The organism is Denitromonas ohlonensis (assembly GCF_007625205.1).
Taxonomy (GTDB): domain Bacteria; phylum Pseudomonadota; class Gammaproteobacteria; order Burkholderiales; family Rhodocyclaceae; genus Nitrogeniibacter; species Nitrogeniibacter ohlonensis.
Genome location: NZ_VMNI01000006.1, coordinates 95,086 through 116,013, shown reverse-complemented (window position 1 = coordinate 116,013; position 20,928 = coordinate 95,086). Strand labels below are relative to the sequence as shown.

Below are 20,928 nucleotides of genomic sequence, written 5' to 3'. Positions count from 1 at the left end.
CTTTGCCTTGATACGAACATGACCCGCAGCGATACCACTGACGCCAAAACCCGCCTGCTCGACGCGGCTGAGCATCTGTTCACCGAACACGGCTTTGCTGCGACGTCGCTACGCAAGATCACCACCGAAGCCGGCGTGCCGCTGGCGATGGTGAGCTATCACTTCGGCTCCAAGAAGGGCTTGATGGAGGCTGTGTATGCTCGGGCGTTGGGCCAGCGTGATACCAGCCGGGTGGGCTATCTCGATCGCCTGGAGGCGCAGGCGGGTGGTGCGCCGGTTCCGGTGGACGTGCTGGTTGAGGCGTTCATCTCGTCTGCACTGCGCCTGACCCGTAAGGGCACTATCTCCGGCGCGGTGTTCAAGCAGATGATCGGCCGGGCTTTTTATGAGCCCGAGGCCGGGGTGGAGGATTTCTTTCCCACCGAATATGCCGAGGCGGTGGAGCGCTACAAGTGCGCTTTCATGCGCGCCTTGCCGGCATTGTCCGAGGCGGACGTGGTCTGGCGGATGTACTTCTTTGTCGGCATGGTCGCCTACGCAATGGCGGGCAAGGACGTGATGCGCATGACCGAGATCTATGCGCTGGAGGAAGCGGGGTGTCCCGAGGCGATGTTGCGTCGGCTGATGCCTTTTATCGTGGCGGGCTTCAATGCGCCATCGGCTGATGTGTCGCCTGCGGCGGGGGCTTTGGCAGTCGCCCTGGGCACATGATGTTCGAGAGGTCTTGCCAAACCATTTTTTTTAGTTAAAATTCAAACGAACGTTCGATCTATTTTATTGAGTCGGGAATGAACTGCCTGAACAGGTGTCTTTCAGGCAGGTGGAAAAGACCGCCGAAGCGGACCATATTGAACGCCTCGGCAAAAGAATAGTGCGGGTTGGTGATGCACCTCGGCAGCCGCCGCGGAGCCTCGCGACAACACCGCCCTGCTGCCGGCAAAGCCGGCCAACGTACTCACGGAAGTGACAGGAGGAGCATGTGAGCAAACTGATCATTCGCAAGGTGGCGGTGCTGGGCGCCGGCGTGATGGGGGCGCAGATCGCCGCCCACTGCGCCAATGCCGATGTGCCCGTCGTGCTGTTTGACCTGCCGGCCAAGGACGGCAAGCCCAACGGCATCGTGGACAAGGCCATCGCCAGCCTCAAGAAGCTCGACCCCAAGCCGCTGGGCAGCAAGGACCGCGCGCAGTACATCGAGGCCGCCAACTACGGCTCGGATCTAGAAAAGCTGCGCGAGTGCGATCTGATCATCGAGGCCATCGCCGAGAAGATGGAGTGGAAGCTTGATCTCTACGCCAAGGTCGCCCCCTACGTCCGGCCCGATGCCATCTTCGCCTCCAACACCTCGGGCCTGCCGATCAACGCCCTGTCCGAAGGCATGCCCGCCGAGTTGCGTCCGCGCTTCTGCGGCATCCACTTCTTCAACCCGCCGCGCTACATGCCGCTGGTCGAGTTGATCCCCACCGCGACCACCGACGCCGCCATGCTCGACGATCTCGAAGCCTGGCTGACCACCCGCCTGGGCAAGAGCATCGTGCGCGCCAAAGACACGCCCAACTTCGTCGCCAACCGCGTCGGCGTGTTCTCGATTCTGGCGGTGATGCATCACACCCAGCAGCTCGGCCTCGGTTTTGACGAAGTCGATGCACTGACCGGGCCGAGCATCGGCCGCCCCAAGAGCGCCACCTACCGCACCGCCGACGTCGTCGGTCTGGACACCCTGGCGCATGTGATCGGCACCATGGACGCGACCTTGCCGAATGACCCGTGGCACGACCTGTTCAAGGCGCCGCTGTGGCTGAGCGCGCTGATTGAAAAAGGCGCGCTGGGTCAGAAGACCCGCGCCGGCATCTTCCGCAAGGAAGGCAAGAAAATCATGGTGCTCGACGTGGCGCAGCAGGACTACCGCCCCAGCGCCGGCGAGGTGGCCCCCGAAGTGGCGGCCATTCTCAAGAACCGCAATCCGGCCGAGAAGTTCGCCCAGCTGCGCGCCAGCAGCCACCCGCAGGCGCAGTTCCTGTGGGCCATCTTCCGCGACGTGTTCCATTACTGCGCCTATCACCTGGCCGACATCGCCGACAACGCGCGCGATCTGGATTTCGCCATGCGTTGGGGCTTTGGCTGGAGCATGGGTCCGTTCGAGTCCTGGCAGGCCGCTGGCTGGGCCGACATCGCGCAAGCGATCCAGGCTGACATCGACGCCGGCAAGACCATGGTCAAAGCACCGCTGCCGGCCTGGGTGTTTGCCCGCGAGGGCGTGCATGAAGCCGCCGGTTCCTACTCCGCCGCCGATGATGCGCTGAAGGCGCGCTCGGCCCTGACGGTGTATGACCGCCAGCTCTACCCCGAGCAAGTCCTCGGCGAAGCGCCGAAAGACCGTGGTGAGACGATCTGGGAAAACGAAGGCGTGCGCTTGTGGACGCGCCCCGATCAGGACGCGCGCATCGGCATTCTGTCGATCACCTCGAAAGCGCATGCCATCGGCAATGAAGTGCTGGATGGTGTGATTGAAGCCGTGGCCCGCGCCGAGCGCGATCTTGATGGCCTGGTGGTGTGGCATGACGCGCCCTTCGCGGTCGGCGCCAACCTGATGCAGGTGGCCGAGGCGCTCAAGGCCGGCGAGTTCGACCTGCTCGAGCGCACGGTGGACAAGTTCCAGCGCGCCTCGATGACGCTCAAGCATGCGCAGGTGCCGGTGGTGGCTGCGGTGCAGGGCATGGCGCTGGGCGGCGGCTGCGAGTTCGTGATGCACGCGTCGCACCGTGTGATGGCGCTGGAAAGCTATGTTGGCCTGGTCGAAGCCGGCGTGGGCCTGATCCCGGCCGGTGGCGGCTGCAAGGAGTTCGCCCTGCAGGCGCACACCCTGGCGCAGCGCGCGGCCGGCGGCGATGTGTATCTCTACATCCAGAACAGTTTCCAGACCATCGCCATGGCCACCGTCGCCAAGAGCGCGCTCGAAGCCGTGCAACTGGGCTTCGCCAAGGCCTCGGACGACATTCTGTTCAACCCGCACGAGCTGCTCTACGCGGCGATCCGCCGGGCGCGCGCCATGGCCGAAGCCGGCTACCGCCCGCCGATGATGAGCAACGCGGTGACGGTCGCCGGTCGCAACGGCATCGCCACCTGCGAAATGATGCTGATGAACATGGCCGAAGGCGGCTTTATCTCCGCGCACGACTACACCGTGGCCAAGGCCGCTGCGACTGCCTTGTGCGGTGGCGAGGTGGAGACCAATGCGCGGGTGAGCGAGCAGTGGATTCTCGACGTCGAGCGCGCCCAGTTCGTCACGCTGCTCAAGAACGAAAAAACCCAGCAGCGCATCGTGCATATGCTGGAAACCGGCAAGCCGCTGCGTAACTGATCGGGAGACACAGATGAAACAGATTCAAGAAGCCTACATCGTCGCCGCCACCCGCACCCCGGTGGCCAAGCGCAACGGCATGTTCCGCAACGTGCGCCCCGACGACATGCTCGCGCATGTGCTGCGCGCCGTGGTCGACAAGGTGCCGGGGCTGGATGCCTCGGAGATCGGCGACGTGATCGTCGGCTGCGCCATGCCCGAAGCCGAGCAGGGCATGAACGTGGCCCGTATCGGCCTGCTGCTGGCCGGCCTGCCCGACACCGTGCCCGGCGTGACCACCAACCGCTTCTGCGCCTCGGGCATCCAGGCGGTGTCCGACGCCGCCAACCAGATCCGCCTCGGCCAGGCCGATGTGATGATCGCCGCCGGCACCGAGTCGATGAGCGTGATGCCGCAGATCATGGGCAACAAGGTGAGCCTCAACCCGGCCATCTTCGCCAAGGAAGAGAACTTCGGCATCGCCTTCGGCATGGGTCTGACCGCCGAGAAGGTCGCCGAGCAGTGGCAGGTCAGCCGCGAGGACCAGGACGCCTTCGCCCTGCAGTCCAACCAGCGCGCCTGCGCGGCGATTGCCGCCGGCCACTTCAGGGACGAGATCACCCCCTACACCGTGCGCACTCATGTGCCGGGCGAGGGCGGCACGGTCCGCGTGATCGAGTCGCTGTGCGACACCGACGAAGGCCCGCGTGCCGATGCCGCGCTCGAAAAGCTCGGCAAGCTGCGCCCGGTGTTCGCCGCGCGCGGCTCGGTCACCGCCGGCAACAGCTCGCAGATGTCCGACGGCGCCGGCGCCGTGCTGCTGATGAGCGAGGCGGCGGTCAAGCGCTATGGCGTGACGCCGATCGCCCGCTTCGTCAGCTTCTCGGTCGCCGGTGTGCCGCCGCATATCATGGGCATCGGCCCGATCGAAGCCATTCCGCGGGCGCTCAAGGCCGGTGGCCTGACGCAGTCGCAGCTGGACTGGATCGAGCTGAACGAAGCCTTCGCCGCGCAGTCGCTGGCGGTGATGCGTCAGCTCGATCTCGATCCGGCCAAGGTGAACCCGCTCGGCGGCGCCATCGCGCTGGGCCATCCGCTGGGCGCGACCGGTGCGATCCGCACCGCCACCATCATGAGCGCCATGCAGCGTGACTCCTCCGTCAAGTACGGCATGGTCACCATGTGCATCGGCACCGGCATGGGCGCGGCCGGCATCTTCGAGCGCGTGTAAGTCTGCAGGCGCCGGCGCGTGGCGTCGGCGCCTTTCACCCGCCCATTTTTTTGCTTCTAAAAACGTACGAACGTTCGGTTCGAGCGCGGCACGAAAGAGGCCGCCGCATTGAGGAGATCGCGATGAGTCAATACACCCCGCCCCTGCGTGACATGCAATTCGTCCTGCACGAAGTGCTCAAGGTCGAGGAGGCCTTCAAGACCATGCCGGCCCATGCCGAGCTGGATGTGGACACCATCAACGCGGTGCTCGACGAGGGCGGCAAGTTTGCGTCCGAAGTGCTCTTCCCGCTCAACCGCGAGGGCGACGAGATCGGCTGCACGCTGGATACGCAAACCCATGCCGTGACCACCCCGCCGGGCTTTGCCGACGCCTATCGTCAGTTTGTCGATGGCGGCTGGGCGGCGCTGTCCTGCGACCCCGACTACGGCGGCCAGGGCCTGCCGGTGACGTTGAACCAGGCCTTCTACGAAATGCTCAACAGCGCCAACCAGGCGTGGACCATGTACCCGGGCCTGACCCACGGCGCCTACGATGCCTTGCGTGCGCACGGCACGCCCGAGCAAAAAGCCACCTACCTGCCCAAGCTCACCAGCGGTGAGTGGACCGGCACCATGTGCCTGACCGAGCCGCATGCCGGCACCGACCTCGGCCTGCTGCGCAGCAAGGCCGAGCCGCAGGGCGATGGCAGCTACCGCATCACCGGCGAGAAGATCTTCATCTCCTCCGGCGAGCACGACATGGCCGAGAACATCATCCACCTGGTGCTGGCCCGCCTGCCCGACGCCCCCGCCGGCAGCCGTGGCATCTCGCTGTTCATCGTGCCCAAGTTCCATGTGAACGCCGACGGCAGCGTGGGCGAGCGCAACGGCATCTACTGCGGCGCCATCGAACACAAGATGGGTATCCACGGCAACTCCACCTGTCAGATGGTGCTCGACGGCGCTGTCGGCACCCTGGTGGGCGAGCCCCACAAGGGCCTGGCCGCCATGTTCGTGATGATGAACGCCGCCCGCCTCGGTGTCGGCATGCAGTCGCTCGGCCTGACCGAAGTGGCCTACCAGAACGCCGCCGCCTACGCCAAGGAGCGCGGCCAGAGCCGTGCGCTGTCCGGCGCCAAGGCCAAGGACAAGGCCGCCGACCCGATCATCGTGCACCCCGATGTGCGCAAGATGCTGCTCACCGCCCGCGCCTACGCTGAGGGCGGTCGGGCGCTGGGCATGTACATCGCGCTGTTGATCGACCGCGAGCAGAACACCGACGACGCCGAGGTGCGCCGCAACGCCGGCGAAACCATCGCCTTGCTGACGCCCATCGTCAAAGCCTTCCTCACCGACAACGGCTGGCTGGCCACCTCGCACTGCATGCAGGTTTTCGGCGGCCATGGCTTCATCCGCGAGTGGGGCATGGAGCAGTACGTGCGCGACAACCGCATCAACATGATCTACGAAGGCACCAACACCATCCAGTCGCTCGACCTGCTCGGCCGCAAGGTGCTCGGCGATCAGGGCGCGGCGCTGAAGAAGTTCGGCGCCGAGATTCAGCAGTTCGCCCTGGCTAACATGCAGGACGCGCGCATGCAGGAGTTCCTGCTGCCGCTGGCTGATTTGGGCGAAAAAGTGACCAAGCTCACCGCCGAAGTCGGCATGAAGGCGATGAGCAACCCCGAGGAAGTCGGTGCCGCCGCGGTCGATTACCTGCGCGTGGTCGGTCACCTGGTGTTCGCCTACCTGTGGGCACGCATGGCCCGCGTAGCGCTCGACAAGGTGGAAAGCGGCGATCGCTTCTACGCCGCCAAGTTGGTCACGGCGCGCTTCTACTTTGCCAAGCTGCTACCCGAGACGGCGTCGCTGATCCGTACCGCGCGAGCCGGTGTGGAACCGCTGATGGCGATGGAGGAAGACTGGTTCTGAGCTTACGTCCTGCCTGCGCAGACGATAGACGGCCCGCCAAGTGCGGGCCGTCGGCGTTCAGAAGGTCCGGATCAGGAAGCGGAGGCTGCTGGCATAGTGGCCGTAATCGCCGCTGCTGATGCCGTTGCGCTGGCTGCCCACATACAGCTCGCGCCCGGCCTCGCGATAGACCGTGATGGGGCCGCCGGAGCGAGCCACCGCGCCGGCATGGGCGGCCGCGCTGCACAGGCCGGAGTCGCCGGTATACACATCGGTGCCCCACACCGTGCCGCTGCGGACGGCCTCGGCGCTACAGACACAGGTGAAGGGCGTGGGCAGATCAGGGTTGATCGACAGGCGTTGCGGGCAGGGTTCCGGCCCGGTCGCGACCGCTATGCTGTCGAAACGGATGCTGTGGGCGTAGCGGCCGTAGTCGTTGCTGCCGATGCCGTGGCGCGAGGTACCGATGTACAGATCGCGCCCCGGTGCATCGCGCGCAGTGACGTCGCCGCCCTCGCGTCCGACCGCGCCGGCATGGGCCGCTGCGCCACACAGGTTGGAGTCGCGTGTATAGACATCCGTCCCCCAGACAGCGCCCTCGCGTATCGCCCCGGCCGTGCAGTGGCACGTGTAGGGCAGCGGCAGATCGGGGTTGATCGACAGCCGCTGGGGGCAGGGTTCAGGGCCGGGTGTCGGCGCCGGCGCGCCGGCAAAGCGCAGGCTGCGGGCATTGCGGCCGTAGTCGTAGCTGGCGATGCCGTGGCGTGCGGTGCCGATGTAGATGTCGCGCCCCGCCTCGCGCAGCGCCGTGACCGTGCCGCCCTCGCGGCCGATCACGCCGGCATGTACGGCCGCGGCGCACAGGGTCGAGTCGACGGTGTAGCTGTCGGTGCCCCACACCGTGCCGTCGCGTGTGGCCTCGGCGCTGCAGTGGCAGGCGAAGGGCGTCTCCAGCGCGGGATTGACCGACAGGCGCTGCGGGCAGGGGCCGGCGTCGGACGCGGAGGCCGCCATGGCGGGCGAAGGGGCGCTCGCCTTGGGAGCGGGCGCCGCGGTCGATGGAGTGTGTGCTGCCGGCTCGTCGACGGGCGGTGTGTCGGCCGAGGGCGTGTCGTGCTTCGCTGCAGAAAGGGGAGCGGTCGTCGGCGGTGTCGGGGCGCGCGACAGCCACCAGCCGAGGCCACCGAGCAGTGCCACCGCAACGACCCCGGCCAGCACGATCGGGGGGCCACGCTTCTTGACCGGTGGCGGGCCGCCGGATGTCGGGGCATGCACGGGGCCAGGAGGCGGCCTGCCAGCCTCCTCTCGGATCACCTCTGCCAGGCGCTGCCAGTGCGCCTCGCGTGGTGCCGCCCAGGCATCGATCCAGTGGGCCGAGGAGATGAACAGCTCCAGCGCCTTGGACGGCACCACATCTTCGAGGCGCACGGGGAACACTGGTTTGTTCTTGCTGACGGCGCGTTCCACCTCGCGCCGCACGAAACCCGATGCGTTGGCCTCGGCCGACAGCAGCACCACGAACACTGCGCTGTCGGCGATGCCGTCGAGAATTTCGGAGGCGTAGTCACGGCCCGGCGTGACGTCGCGCGGCGCGATCCAGCACGGCACGCCTTGCGCTTCGAGCGCGATGCACACCTCCATGGCGCGTGCGGCGTCTTCGGAGGCGTGGCTGATGAATGCCGTTTTGCCCAAGGCGATCCCCCCCCCAACTGGCCGTCCTGCGGTGGCTTGTGGGCCCGGCCGGACCCACGCCTATGCCATTAAGCTAAGCATAGGCGGTGGGTGGGGACTTTCAATGATGTTCAGTCGTCGAACGGCGGGGCCTGGCGGGTCTGCATGGCTTGGGCGGCGACTTGCATGTCACGGGTGAGCAGGGCGCTGGCGTTCCAGTTGGCGACGAAGCGCAGGCCGTCCTCGATGCTGTGATCGCGGCTATAGTCCATCACCGCTTTGGTGCCGCGGATGGCCAGGGGCGATTTGCCGGTGATGGCCTGTGCGATCTTCTCCACCCCGGCGGACAAGGCCTCGGGGGTGTCGAACACGCGATTGACCAAGCCGAGTTGTGCCGCCTCGGTCGCACCGAACTCCCGGCCGGTGAAGGCCAGTTCGCGCGCGATGCCGTCGGGGATCAAGCGTGGCAGGCGCTGCAGTGTGCCGACGTCGGCCGCCATGGCCATGTCGATCTCGCGCACCGAAAAGCGCGCCTCGGCGCTGGCATAGCGCATGTCGCAGGCGGTGACGATATCCACCCCGCCGCCGATGCAGGCGCCCTGAATGGCGGCGATGACCGGTTTGCGGCAACGGGCGATGGCGCTCACGCAGTCCTGCATGTCGAGGATCAGGCGGCGCAGTTTCTCTTGGGCACGCGCGGGGTCGGCGTGGCGGATGCGCGCCGGGACGCCGGCGAGCAGGGCAAGGTCGATGCCGGCGCAGAAGTGCTTGCCCTCGCCGGCCAGCACGACCACGCGCACGGCATCGGTGTCGTCCGCCCACTGGAAGGCGCGTCGCATGGCGTCCCATAACTCGGCATCCAGGGCGTTGGCGCAGTCGGGGCGGTTGAAGGCGATGCGGGCAATGCCGTTGTCTAGCGACAGCGAGAGATTGGCGAAATCAGGGTTTGTCATAATCAAACGACCGTTTGAATTGAAAGCTGCATGGTAACGGATTTGGCACGCTTGCGGCTCTCCCCTGCATCGCGACTCGCGGTGCCTGCCGGTCCTCACAAAGCGACCGGCGCAGTACTGGATCTAGATCAAGATTCGCCACGATGTGCCGTAGACTCCGTCAATCTCTCAGGCACGTTCTTGCTCATTTCTCAATGCTGACTCCAACCTGGCTCAAGCACGCCATCCTGTTGTTTCTGGCTTACTCGGTGACAGGTGTGTTGTCGCTTCAAATGGCCATTTCACCCGGCTATGTGGCGCCATTGTTTCCGCCTGCCGGTATCGCCTTGGCGGGCGTGTTGCTCTATGGGCTGCGCATGCTGCCGGCCATCGGGCTGGGTGCGCTGGCGGTCAATCTGGTGGCCTTGTGGCAAGCCGGTTTGCCGGCATCAGGCAGTGTGGCGCCGTTTTTTGTGGCGGTCGGGGCCGTGTTGCAAGCGGCGGCCGGCGCGGCACTGGCAAGGCGCTGGACAGGCTTCCCGGTCGTGCTCGATCGCGCCCGGCAGATCATGGCCTTTCTGTTCTTGGCGGGGCCGATCAGTTGCCTGATCAATGCCAGTATCGGCGTGGGTGTGCTGGTATTGACCGGCTCGCTGCCGATGGAAGAGGCGGCGTTCAGCTGGTGGAACTGGTGGGCGGGCGATTCGCTCGGCGTACTCATTTGTGTGCCGCTGATTTTCGTGATGCTGGGGCGCCCGAGAGACGCCTGGGCGCCCCGCAGGCGCGTCGTCGCGCCGCCGATGTGTTTTGCCCTGCTTATGATGGCCTTGCTGATTTTTCAGGTTGGCAGTTGGGAGAAGCAGCGCCTGGAAGATGAGTTCCAGCGTGACGTCAATGCCTTGATGGGGCGCATCTTCACGCGGGTCAAAGACCATCTCGATGCCTTGCAGGCGCTGGAGCGTATGGCCACCGTGCAGCGCGGTGCCGATGTGCAATCCTTCCGCCTGTTCAGCCAACCCTGGTTTGCGCGTTACCAGGGCTTGCGAGTCATGGGCTGGGCGCCGAGCGTGACCGAAGCGGAGCGCCCGGCCTTCATGCAGCGCATGCGTGCCGAGCTGGGTGAAGACTTTGACATCTTTGAGCGCGATGACGACGGACACGCCTTGGCGGTCAAACCGGCGCCGCGCTACTACCCGATCGTTTATGCCGAGCCCATTGCCGTCAATCGCGCGGTGATCGGGCTCAACCCGCTGGGTTTCGGGCCTGCGCGGGTGGCCCTGGAGCAGGCTGAGCGGACAGGACTGCCCGTGGCGACACCGCCGATCCGGCTGCAGCAGGAAACGGGTGACCAGCTCGGTGTGGTCATCTACCAACCGGTGTTCGACACCGAGCTCGGGCAGAGTCCGCCGAAGCGCCTGGGCATGGCGTATGTCGCCTTGCGCCTGGGGGACACGGTAGACGCCGCGATCGAGAATCGCCTGTCGCCCCATCTGCGCCTGTGTATGTCGGACCTGGACCCGACGCAGGGCCCGGTGCGCTTATACGGCCCCGCTGGGTGCGAGCGCGATCTGAGCGCCGCGGACGGATTGAATCTGGCGGACAACTTCAGCTTTGCCAGCCGCACCTGGGATGTGCGCGTCTCGGCATTGCCCGGCTATGCCTCCTTGCAGCGCGGGTGGGTGGTCTGGATTGCGCTGGTGACCAACCTGCTGGCCGTCGGCATGCTGGGCGCGTTTTTGCTGCTGACCAGCGCCCATACGCTCCAGGTTGAGGGGCTGGTCAGCAAGCGCACTGCACAGCTGGCGGCCACCAGCGAACGCCTGCGCGAACAGCAGGTCGCGCTGGCCCGAGCGCAGGCGATTGCGCAGCTGGGGAGCTGGGAGCTGGACGGGGCGTCGGGGCTGCGCTGTTCTGATGAGCTGTGTCGCCTGCTCGGTCTCGCGGTCGATTCACCGACCGACCTGGCGAGCATGCTGGCCTGTGTGGCCGAGCATGATCGCCACCACCTGGCCGAAGCGATCGACCGCCTGCGCCATGCCGTTGGCGCCGCCACCCTGGATGCACGATTTTCCCGTGGGGGTGAGGCGGCGTGTATTGGTCACTTCCAGATCGAGAGCGTGAGCTTGCCGAATGGCGACTTGCGGGTGCGCGGCACGGTGCAGGACGTGACGCTGGCGCGTGAGTCCGAAGCGCATATCCAGTTTCTCGCGCACTACGACGGACTCACCCAACTGCCCAACCGCGCCCTGTGGATGCGCAACACGGCGCAGGCGCTCAATAGCGCCGAGCGCCATGGCGACCAGTTGGCGGTCCTGTTTCTCGATCTCGACCAGTTCAAGACGGTCAATGATTCGCTCGGCCATCCGGTCGGCGACCTGCTGCTCAGGGCGGTTGCCGATCGCTTGAAGTCCGTTCTGCGTGACGAAGACCTGCTGGCGCGCCTCGGCGGCGACGAATTCGTGGTGCTGGTGCCGCGGCTCGGACAGCCCGAAGACGCCGCCGCCGTGGCGCGCCAGATCACTTCGGCGCTGGTGTCGCCTTTCTCGATCGAGGGGCACGAACTGGTGGTGTCGGCCAGCATCGGGATAGCGCTCTACCCGCAGGACGCCTGTGATGTCGACAGCTTGCTCAAGCAGGCCGATCTGGCCATGTATGGTGCCAAAGATGCGGGGCGCAACACTTACCGCTTCTTTGAAGATCGCATGAACGCCCAGGCCTATCAGCGCTTGATGCTCGAAACCGCTTTGCGCCGCGCCATCGAGCGCAACGAACTGGCGCTGCACTACCAGCCGCAGATGGGCATGCCGGAGGGCCATGTGGTGGGCTGCGAGGCGCTGCTGCGCTGGACCAGCCGCGATCTGGGCGAGGTGCCGCCGCACCGCTTCATCCCGGTGGCCGAAACCTCGGGCCTGATTCTGCCGATTGGCGACTGGGTGCTGCGCGAGGCCTGTCGTCAGCAGCGCCAGTGGGCGAGCGAGGGGCGCCCCGATGTGCGCGTGGCGATCAACATCTCGGCCATCCAGTTCCGTCATGCCGGCTTCGAGACGCGGCTCAAGGACATTCTCGACGAGACCGGCGCCGACCCGGCCCAGATCGAACTCGAGATCACCGAAAGCGCGCTGATGCAGGCCGGCAGCGATATTGTCGATCGGCTGTGGGGCCTGCGCGACATGGGCTTCACGCTCGCGCTGGATGATTTCGGCACGGGCTATTCCAGCCTCGCCTATCTCAAGCGCTTCCCGATCCACCGGCTCAAGATCGACCGCTCTTTCGTCAAGGATCTGCCCGACGACGCCGAAGACCGCGCCATCGCCAGCGCCACCATGTCGCTGGCCCGCGACCTGGGGATGGCGGTGGTCGCTGAGGGGGTGGAGACCGCCGCCCAGCGCGATTTTCTCGTCGCCGGGGGGTGCCGCATTTTGCAGGGCTACTTCTATGGCAAGCCGGTGCCGGCGAGGGTGTTTACCGACACCTGGCTCAGCGCCGAAGTCGAGACGACCAAAAGTACCTGAGCATCAAGCCTGCGCCGAGCATGCCGCCCAGGTGGGCAAAATGTGCCACGCCGGTTTGCAGGCCGGTGACGCCGAGGAAGAGTTCGAGCGCGCCGTAGAGCGCCACGAATAGCGCCGCCGGCATCGGGATCGGCGGGATCAGCAGCACCACACGGCGCTTCGGAAACAGCACGCCATAGGTCAGCAGGAGCCCGAACACGCCGGCCGACGCCCCGATGACGGGCGCCTGTGAGCCAAACAGCATGCCGACCGCGATCTGCGCCAAGGCCCCGCTGATCACCCCGGCGAACCACAACATGGCGTAGCGGCGCGCGCCAAAGACGCGCTCCAGCTCGCTGCCGAACATATACACCGCGAACATGTTGAAGAAGATGTGACCGATCCCGCCGTGCAGAAAGCTGTAGCTCACCAGTTGCCAGGGGGCGGTCAGCACATTGCCCAGTGTGGGCCACAGCGCAAAGGGCGTCAGATAGACCATGCCGCCGTTCAGTTGCAGCAAAAAAATCAGCACGGTGCTGATGATCAATGCACGGGTGACCGGTGGCATACGGCGGATTCCTCAGAAAAGTCCTGGGTGAGAGTGCGGGCGGGCGTCGCAGGTTCCAGTGCCGGCAAGCACCGCGGCAGCGGGCCGCCGAAAGGCGCAGTATAGTTGGGCACAGCAGGCGCTGCCGCGCAGGGTCGCCGGCGCCCCACCGAACCGAATCCGCCAAGGAGCCCCCATGGCCAATACCGCCACTCTCGATGTCGTCGACGGCGTCGCAACGCTCACGCTCAACCGCCCCGAGGCGCTCAACGCCTTGTCGCTGGAAATGATGGAAGATCTGGCCGCGGCCACCCGCGCGCTCAAGGCTCGCACCGATGTGGAAGTGGTCGTGGTTACCGGCGCCGGCGCGCACTTCATGGCCGGCGGTGATCTGAATGATTTCGCCCGCCAGCTCGGACAAACGCCGCAGGCGCGGCTGGCCACCTTCAAGGCCATGATCGTGCATCACATCAACCCGACCGTCGAGACGCTGCAGTCGCTGCCTCAGCCGGTGATCGCCAAGGTGCGTGGCGCCTGCGCGGGCTTTGGTCTGTCATTGATGCTCGGCTGTGATCTGGCCGTGGCCGCCGACGACGCCGTGTTCACCACCGCCTACGCGGCGATCGGCTTGTCGGCCGATGGCGGCATGTCCTACTTCTTGCCGCGGGTCGTCGGCCGGCGCAAGGCGCTGGAGTTGCTGATGCTGTCGGATCGCTTCAAGACCGACGAGGCCTTGCGCCTCGGCCTGGTCAGCCGGGTGGTGCCCGCCGACGAACTGGACGCGTCGGTCGATACGCTGGTGGCCCGCCTCAAGGCCGGCCCGCGTCATGCCTATGGTGAGTTCAAGCGCTTGATCAACGCGAGCATCGACAACCAGCTCGAAGCCCAGCTGCAAAGCGAGGCCGAGGCCTTCTCGCGGTGCAGCGCCACCGGCGATTTTGCCGAGGGCGTGACCGCGTTTCTGGACAAGCGCAAGCCCAGTTTCAAGGGCACGTAATCAGCCCAGCAGCAAACTGGCGGCGATGCTCCACAGCGTCAGCGCGACGATGCTGTCGAGCACCCGCCAGGCGACCGGGCGCTGGAACAGCGGCCCCATCAAGCGCGCGCCATAGCCAAGCAGCACGAACCAGACAAACGAGGCCGCGATGGCGCCAGCCGTGAAGGCGGGGCGCGCCGCTTCGAGTTGAGTCGCGCCGACCGCCCCGATCAGCACCACGGTGTCCAGATAGGCATGCGGGTTGAGCAGACTGAACCCGGCCGCCGCGGCCAGTGCCTGACGGCGCGATAGTGCCTGCGAGCCCGAGGTGTTCATCCCCGCATGCCCCCGCCAGGCCGAGCGTGCGGCGCGAGCGCCGTACCATAGCAGAAACACGCCGCCACCGATCTTGGCCGCGGCCATGGCCGTGGCGCTGCTGCTCAGCCACGGACCGACGCCGGCCATGCCCAGCAGAATCAAGCCCGCGTCACACATCGCGCTGACCGCGACGGTCAGCAGCACATGTTCGCGGCGCAGACCCTGACGCAGCACATGCGCGTTTTGCGCGCCGATCGCCATGATCAGCCCGACGGTTACACCAAATCCACTGAAGAAAACACTGGTCATCGCTGTCGTCCTGCAAAGAGGGGGCCGGCGTTTGCCGGAGAGGTGACGAGATTGTCGCTGCGGTGCGATCCATGGTTAAGTAGAATTAAATTTATTCTGTTCAGTGAAAAAATTCTAATGATTGACGCTCGCTACCAAGCCTTTGATGCGGTGGTGCAAACGCGCAGCTTCGAGGCTGCGGCGCGTCGCTTGAACCTCACCCAGTCCGCCGTCTCTCAGCGCATCAAGCTGCTCGAAGCCGAGCTCGGCCAGGTGTTGTTGGTGCGTAGCAAGCCGGTGCAGCCCACGCCGGCGGGTCGGCGCCTGCTGCCCTATGTGGCGCAGCTTCGGCTGATCGAGGCCGAGGCGGCCCGGGCGCTGGCCGGCGACGGGGCGCATGCGCCGGTGCGGCTGTCGGTCGGGGTCAACGCCGACACGCTGGCGACCTGGTTTTTGCCGGCCGTGCGGCAAGTGGTGAAGGACGAAGCGGTGGTGCTCGATTGTGTGGTCGACGATCAGGATCACACCCATGCGCTGCTCGCCGGTGGCGATGTGCTCGGTTGCGTCAGCACCCGGCCGGACGCCATGCGCGGCTGTGCGGTGCGCCCGCTCGGGGTGATGCGCTATCTGTGCGTGGCCTCGCCCGAGTTCTGTGCGCGGCACTTCCCGCGCGGGCTCACCCGGCAGGCGCTGGCGCGTGCGCCCGGCATCGTGTTTGGCCGGCATGACGACATGCACGACTTGTTCCTGCGCCAGCATTTCGGACTCGACGCCGGGCAGTATCCGCAGCATGTGGTGCCCTCATCCGAGGGCTTCTGGGCCATGGCGGCGGCGGGGCTGGGCTACGGATTTGTGCCCGCTATCCAGATTGCCGCGCAACTGAGCGACGGCACGCTGGTCGATGCCGCGCCCGGCCATGCCGAAGATATCGCGCTTTACTGGCATCACTGGCAGGTGCAGTCGCCACTGATGGCGAAGTTGTCGGACGCCGTGGCCGATGGCGCGCGGGCGGTGCTAGCGGCTGCGTGAGCGTCGGCGCTCGGCGCGGTCGGCGTCGCTTGGGGGCGTCGCGCGGCGGCTGTTGACCGCCCTGCGGGATTCCCTCGCCGCGGCCCGCTGCGCCGCGCGCGCTTCTCTCGCCGCCCGCGCGCGGGTGCGGGCGGCGGTCGTGGCCGGTGCGCGTTGCGGTGTGGCGCGCGGCGTCGCCGCCGGGGGCGCGCCGGTCGAGCGCTGCGTGCGTGACGGGGCCGCTTCCCTGGTCACGCCTTCGATGGCCTTCTGCCAGTCGCCTTTTTGCAGATTCGTCAGCCAGTCGTCGGCGGCGACCGACGGGCCGTGCCAGAGTGTCGTGAGCAGGAGCAGCGTGAGTTTCAGTCGTGTCATGAGAGACTCCCGGCCCGACAGGAAACCGATTTATGTGTCGGCAGCGAACTTGTTGCGCCGAGGTCGGACCAATCCTAAGTCTAGAAAACAGGAACGCTTAGCGCCATGATGCGAGCCTTGAGTTACTTCTTTGTCATTTTTGCCATCTTTCTGGCGCCGCTGGGCGTGGCCGTGGCCCGGCATCTGGCCGACGACACGCAGGCCACCGACTGGCGCACGGCAAGACGCGACAGTACCGGCATCGCCCCCTTGCCGGCCCAAACGCCCGAGGCGGTCATCCATGTGTATGCGGCGCGTGCCTTCCGCTGGCGTGGTGCGTTTGGTGTGCACACCTGGATCGCCGCCAAGCCGCAAGGCGCCGACGCCTACACCCGTTTTGAAGTGGTCGGCTGGGGCGTGTCGCAGGGGCGCAACGCGGTGCGTGTGGGCGAGGGCGTACCCGATGGTTACTGGTATGGCAACGCGCCGACGCTGATCCGCGCGCTGCGCGGCGGTGATGAGGTCGACGCGCTGATCGAACGCCTTCGCGCCGCGGCTACGGCCTATCCGCACCAGCACGAATACCGGGTGTGGCCGGGGCCGAACAGCAACACCTTCATCGCGTATCTCGGCCGTGCCGTGCCCGAACTGCATCTCGATCTGCCGCCCACGGCGATCGGAAAGGACTACCTGCCCGACACCGGCGTGTTCGCCCGCGCGCCAAGCGGCGGCGGCTTCCAGGTGTCGCTGGCCGGGCTGCTGGGGGTGACGCTCGCCGCAGAGGAGGGGCTGGAGATCAATCTGCTGGGCCTGTCGCTCGGACTCGATCTGTCGCCGCCGGCGCTCAAGCTGCCCGGCGTGGGGCGGATCGGGATGAGCGAAGAGTAAGGCTCAGGCCACTAGAAGTATCGTTATTCAATACTTGTGACTATTGCACTGGACTTAAAGTGATCTCTGGCTAGACTGTGACCATCGTTTCTCGACTGGTCACACGCCATGAGCACCACCGCCGATCTCGTTGTCGCACTCAAGGCCGAACTCAAAGCGAGCGGGCTGACGTATGCCGCGTTGGCCGAACGGCTCGGCATGGCCGAATCGAGCATCAAGCGCATGTTCTCCGCCAATGGCGATCTGCCGCTGTCGCGGATTGATGCGATTTGCCATGCCCTGGGGCTGGATTTTGCCGACCTGGCGCGCAAGGTGGCCGACAGCCAGCCCTTGCTTCAACAACTGACGCTTGCCCAGGAGCGCGCCGTGGTGGCCGACCGACAGCTGCTGATGGTGGCCATCTGCGTGATGAGCCAGATGTCGCTGACCGAGATTCTCGCCTCCTACGCGCTGACCGAAGCGGACGGCGTGCGTTGCCTGGCGGCGCTCGACCGGCTCGGCATCATCGACCTGCGCCCCGGCAACCGCTACCACCTCAAGGTAGCCAAGGGTTTCCGCTGGTTGCCGCAGGGCCCGGTGATGGCCTTTTTCCGCCAGGAGGTGCTGCAGGATTACTTTGCCGGCGGCTTCGATGGCGAATCCGAAATGCTCACCGTGGTGCATGGCGAGATCGGCCGTGGCCTCGCCGCCGCTTTCCGCGACCGGCTGACCCGCATCTGTCAGGACTTCTCCAACCAGCATCTGGCTGACCAGAAGCTCCCGGCCTCCCAGCGCCAGCCCTTCACCCTGGTGATCGGCATGCGCTCGTGGCTGATGCCGGCGCTCAAGCAGATGCAGCGGACGGGGGAGGGGGTATGAACACGACCGTGCGCTCCCCGATGCGTCGCCGGCTGCTTCTCGGTGGTCTCTCCGGTGCGGCGATCGGTACCGCGGCATGGCAGTTGGGCCAGCCGTGGCTGGTCAATCCCTGCCGCGCGACCTTGCCGGCCGAGATTGCCGACCACGACATCATCCGCGCCGCCTGGGCCGGGCTCGATCCGGCCGAGGTGTGGGACTGCCACGCGCATCTGGCCGGGGTGGGCGATGGCGGTAGCGGCATCACCATCTCCGAGACCATGCTCAGCCCGCTGCATCCGCTCGAATACCTGCAACGCCTGTTCTACCTCAACGCCGGCTGTGCTCACGACGCGCCGGGGCAGGTCGATCAGAGCTATGTCGCGCGCCTGCACAACCTGATGGACGCGATGCCCGCCGGCGTCAAGCTGATGCTCTTCGCCTTCGATCACGCGCATGACGAACACGGCGTGGCGCAGCCCGATCAGTCGGCCTTCTATGTGCCCAATGCCTATGCGCAACAGGTGGCCGACGCCTTGCCCGAGCGCTTCGAATGGGTGTGCTCCATCCATCCTTATCGTGAAGACAGCGTCGCCGCGCTTGAGACAGCGGTGGCGGCCGGCGCGCGGGCGGTCAAGTGGTTGCCGCCGGCCATGGGCATCGACCCCGCGTCGCCAACATGCGATCGCTTCTACGCGGCGCTGGCTCGGCTGGATGTGCCGCTGATCTCGCATGCCGGCGAAGAAAAGGCGGTGCACGGCCTCGGCCAGCCGGCCTGGGGCAACCCGCTGCGGTTGCGCCGGGCGCTTGACGCCGGGGTGCGGGTGGTGATGGCGCACTGCGCGAGCATTGGCGAGGATGTGGATCTCGACCGCGGGCCCGACGGCCCGAAGCTGCCGAGCTTTGACTTGTTCAAGCGCCTGATGGCCGCACCGGAGTACGCCGACCGACTGTTTGCGGATATCTCCGCCATCACGCTGCGCAATCGCGATCTGTCGGTGCTGCGCGAAATCATCGAGCAACAACACTGGCATAATCGCCTGCTGTTTGGCACCGACTACCCGCTGCCGGGTATCCTCCCGCTGATCTCGCCCGCGCAACTGGCGGCTGAAAACATGCTGGATGCGGCGGCCGTGCCGGTGCTCGAAGCGGTCCGCGACCACAATCCGATTCTGTTTGACCTGGTGCTCAAGCGCCATCTGACCAGCCGTGGCGCCAAACTGGCCGACGGCATTTTTGAAACCCGCCGCTTTTTCGACCGGAGGCCCGCATGACCCAGTTTTCGCTGATGCATCAGCGCCGCTTCCTGCCCTTTTTCCTGACCCAGTTTCTCGGCGCCTTCAACGACAACGTCTACAAGAATGCGCTGGTGGTGCTGATGACCTTTCAGGCGGCGCGCTACACCGAGCTCTCCGCCGGCGTGCTGGTCAATCTCGCCGCGGGCTTGTTCATCCTGCCCTTCTTCCTGTTCTCGGCCACTGCCGGGCAACTGGCCGACAAATTCGAGAAGAGCCATCTGATGCGGCTGATCAAGCTGGCCGAGATTGTCATCATGGCGCTGGCGGCGACCGCCTTTGCGCTCGAATCGTTGCCGCTGATGCTCACCACCCTGTTCCTTATGGGCGCGCAGTCCTCGCTGTTTGGCCCGGTCAAATACGCGATCCTGCCGCAGCATCTGGCGGAGACCGAGCTGGTCGGCGGCAACGCGCTGGTCGAGTCGGGCACCTTCATCGCCATCCTGATCGGCACCATCGCCGGCGGGGTGATGATCGCGCTACCCGGCGGCACGGTGTGGGTGTCGGTGGCCGTGCTGGTGCTGGCCGTGGCGGGTTACTTTGCCAGCCGCGGCATCCCGCTGGCGCCGGCCGCCGATGCCGGCCTGCGTATGAACTGGAACCCGCTCACCCAAACCTGGCGCACCATCGGCTTCACCCGCAGCAACCGCACGGTGTTTCTGTCGGTGCTCGGCATCTCGTGGTTCTGGTTCTACGGCGCGCTGTTTCTGTCGCAGTTCCCCGGCTACGCCAAGGACGTGCTGGGTGGCGACGAGTACGCCGTCACGCTGCTGCTGGCGATGTTCTCGGTCGGCATCGGTGCCGGCTCACTGCTGTGTGAAAAACTCTCCGGCAAGCATGTGGAGATCGGCCTGGTGCCCTTCGGCTCGATCGGTTTGTCGTTGTTCGCGCTCGATCTGTGGTGGGCCAGCCCGGCGGCCGGCGCGATGGGCGAGGGCCTTGCGATTGGCGCGGTGCTGTCGCAGGCGATCGCCTGGCGGGTGTTGTTTGATCTGTTGATGATCGGCCTGTTCGGTGGCTTCTTCATCGTGCCGCTGTATGCGCTCATCCAGAGCCGCAGCGCGCCCTCGCACCGTTCGCGCATCATCGCCGGCAACAATATTCTCAACGCATTGTTCATGGTCGTCGCCGCTGGCTTGGGCGCCGGCTTGCTGGCGGCGGGTGTGTCGATCGCGCAGCTGTTCCTGATGACCGCCATCCTCAACGGTTTCGTCGCGCTCTACATCTACACCCTGGTGCCCGAGTTCCTGCTGCGCTTCATCGTCTGGGTGCTGGTGCACACCGTGTATCGGCTCCAGGTGACCGGCGACGAGCAGATTCCGGAAGACGGTCCGGCGGTGATCGTGGCCAACCATGTGAGCTTTGTCGATGCGCTGGTGATCATGGCCGCCAGCCGTCGGCCGATCCGCTTCGTGATGGATCATCACATCTTCCGCTGGCCGATTCTCTCCTTTGTGTTCCGCACCAGCCGGGCGATTCCTATCGCGCCGGCCAAGGAAGACCCGGCGATGATGGAAAAGGCTTTCGACACCGTGGCCGAGGCGCTGGCCGCCGGCGAGCTGGTCGGCCTCTTTCCCGAGGGGCGCATCACCGACACCGGCGAGATGAAGCCGTTCCGTCCCGGCATCAAACGCATCATCGAGCGCAGCCCGGTGCCGGTGGTGCCCATGGCGCTGCGCGGCTTGTGGGGCAGCACCTTCAGTCGCAAGGACGGGCCGGCGCTGCGCAAGCCGCTGCGGCGCGGGCTGTTCAACCGCATCGCGCTGGTGGTGGGGGCGCCGGTGGCGCCGGACGCGCTGCGGGTCGATGCCTTGCAGAACACGGTAGCCGCACTGCGCGGCGACCAGAAATAAGAACAGGAAA

General features: G+C 66.1%; 16 protein-coding genes. 11 read left to right on the top strand and 5 right to left on the bottom strand.

Annotated features, from left to right (window positions below; genetic code table 11):
• The first annotated feature begins 18 nt into the window (after positions 1-18).
• The 4 genes from FHP89_RS06000 (at position 19) to FHP89_RS05985 (ending at position 6,484) form a co-directional block, all read left to right on the top strand.
• Positions 19-711: a TetR/AcrR family transcriptional regulator gene (locus tag FHP89_RS06000; protein WP_144175331.1), complete on the top strand. Its 693-nt coding sequence runs from the start codon at positions 19-21 to the stop codon at positions 709-711.
• 268 nt (positions 712-979) lie between these two features.
• A complete protein-coding gene (locus FHP89_RS05995) occupies positions 980-3,361 on the top strand; it encodes a 3-hydroxyacyl-CoA dehydrogenase/enoyl-CoA hydratase family protein (RefSeq protein ID WP_144175332.1) in 2,382 nt (793 codons plus the stop codon).
• A 13-nt stretch (positions 3,362-3,374) separates the two neighbouring features.
• Positions 3,375-4,571, top strand: coding sequence for an acetyl-CoA C-acyltransferase (locus FHP89_RS05990; protein ID WP_144175334.1), 1,197 nt, complete (start codon positions 3,375-3,377; stop codon positions 4,569-4,571).
• Between the two features lie 122 nt (positions 4,572-4,693).
• Positions 4,694-6,484 carry an acyl-CoA dehydrogenase C-terminal domain-containing protein gene (locus FHP89_RS05985; RefSeq protein ID WP_144175336.1) on the top strand — a complete coding sequence of 597 codons (1,791 nt, stop codon included), beginning with the start codon at positions 4,694-4,696 and terminating at the stop codon, positions 6,482-6,484.
• 57 nt (positions 6,485-6,541) lie between these two features.
• Here the strand turns inward: FHP89_RS05985 and FHP89_RS05980 are convergent, their stop codons facing one another.
• On the bottom strand, positions 6,542-8,155 hold the full coding sequence (locus FHP89_RS05980; protein WP_144175338.1) for an LCCL domain-containing protein: 1,614 nt from the start codon (positions 8,153-8,155) through the stop codon (positions 6,542-6,544).
• Between the two features lie 110 nt (positions 8,156-8,265).
• Positions 8,266-9,087: a crotonase/enoyl-CoA hydratase family protein gene (locus FHP89_RS05975; protein ID WP_144175340.1), complete on the bottom strand. Its 822-nt coding sequence runs from the start codon at positions 9,085-9,087 to the stop codon at positions 8,266-8,268.
• Positions 9,088-9,281: 194 nt separating this feature from the next.
• Here FHP89_RS05975 and FHP89_RS05970 point away from each other — a divergent pair, with 194 nt between their 5' ends.
• Positions 9,282-12,578: an EAL domain-containing protein gene (locus FHP89_RS05970; protein ID WP_144175342.1), complete on the top strand. Its 3,297-nt coding sequence runs from the start codon at positions 9,282-9,284 to the stop codon at positions 12,576-12,578.
• On the opposite strand, the gene FHP89_RS05965 is transcribed toward FHP89_RS05970, so the two are convergent.
• Positions 12,544-13,125 (bottom strand): rhomboid family intramembrane serine protease, encoded by a 582-nt coding sequence (locus tag FHP89_RS05965; RefSeq protein ID WP_144175344.1) that lies wholly within the window; start codon positions 13,123-13,125, stop codon positions 12,544-12,546. The two genes, FHP89_RS05970 and FHP89_RS05965, sit on opposite strands and share 35 nt — an antisense overlap.
• Before the next feature lie 175 nt (positions 13,126-13,300).
• Here FHP89_RS05965 and FHP89_RS05960 point away from each other — a divergent pair, with 175 nt between their 5' ends.
• Positions 13,301-14,101 (top strand): enoyl-CoA hydratase/isomerase family protein, encoded by an 801-nt coding sequence (locus FHP89_RS05960; RefSeq protein ID WP_144175346.1) that lies wholly within the window; start codon positions 13,301-13,303, stop codon positions 14,099-14,101.
• Here the strand turns inward: FHP89_RS05960 and FHP89_RS05955 are convergent, their stop codons facing one another.
• Positions 14,102-14,707: a LysE/ArgO family amino acid transporter gene (locus tag FHP89_RS05955; RefSeq protein ID WP_144175348.1), complete on the bottom strand. Its 606-nt coding sequence runs from the start codon at positions 14,705-14,707 to the stop codon at positions 14,102-14,104. It abuts the gene before it with no gap.
• Between the two features lie 117 nt (positions 14,708-14,824).
• On the opposite strand from FHP89_RS05955, the gene FHP89_RS05950 reads away from it, so the two are divergent.
• Complete coding sequence (locus FHP89_RS05950) at positions 14,825-15,715, top strand: LysR family transcriptional regulator ArgP (RefSeq protein WP_144175351.1); 891 nt, start codon at positions 14,825-14,827, stop codon at positions 15,713-15,715.
• Here FHP89_RS05950 and FHP89_RS05945 read toward each other — a convergent pair.
• Positions 15,701-16,069: a hypothetical protein gene (locus FHP89_RS05945; protein ID WP_144175352.1), complete on the bottom strand. Its 369-nt coding sequence runs from the start codon at positions 16,067-16,069 to the stop codon at positions 15,701-15,703. The genes FHP89_RS05950 and FHP89_RS05945 overlap by 15 nt on opposite strands.
• Positions 16,070-16,174: 105 nt before the next feature.
• Here FHP89_RS05945 and FHP89_RS05940 point away from each other — a divergent pair, with 105 nt between their 5' ends.
• The 4 genes from FHP89_RS05940 to FHP89_RS05925 all read left to right on the top strand — a co-directional run bounded on the left by FHP89_RS05940 (position 16,175) and on the right by FHP89_RS05925 (position 20,918).
• On the top strand, positions 16,175-16,936 hold the full coding sequence (locus FHP89_RS05940; RefSeq protein ID WP_246116256.1) for a DUF3750 domain-containing protein: 762 nt from the start codon (positions 16,175-16,177) through the stop codon (positions 16,934-16,936).
• 108 nt (positions 16,937-17,044) lie between these two features.
• On the top strand, positions 17,045-17,794 hold the full coding sequence (locus FHP89_RS05935) for a helix-turn-helix domain-containing protein (protein ID WP_144175354.1): 750 nt from the start codon (positions 17,045-17,047) through the stop codon (positions 17,792-17,794).
• Complete coding sequence (locus FHP89_RS05930) at positions 17,791-19,044, top strand: amidohydrolase family protein (protein ID WP_144175356.1); 1,254 nt, start codon at positions 17,791-17,793, stop codon at positions 19,042-19,044. The genes FHP89_RS05935 and FHP89_RS05930 overlap by 4 nt, the downstream gene beginning before the upstream one ends.
• On the top strand, positions 19,041-20,918 hold the full coding sequence (locus tag FHP89_RS05925; protein WP_144175359.1) for an MFS transporter: 1,878 nt from the start codon (positions 19,041-19,043) through the stop codon (positions 20,916-20,918). The genes FHP89_RS05930 and FHP89_RS05925 overlap by 4 nt, the downstream gene beginning before the upstream one ends.
• Positions 20,919-20,928: the final 10 nt, after the last annotated feature.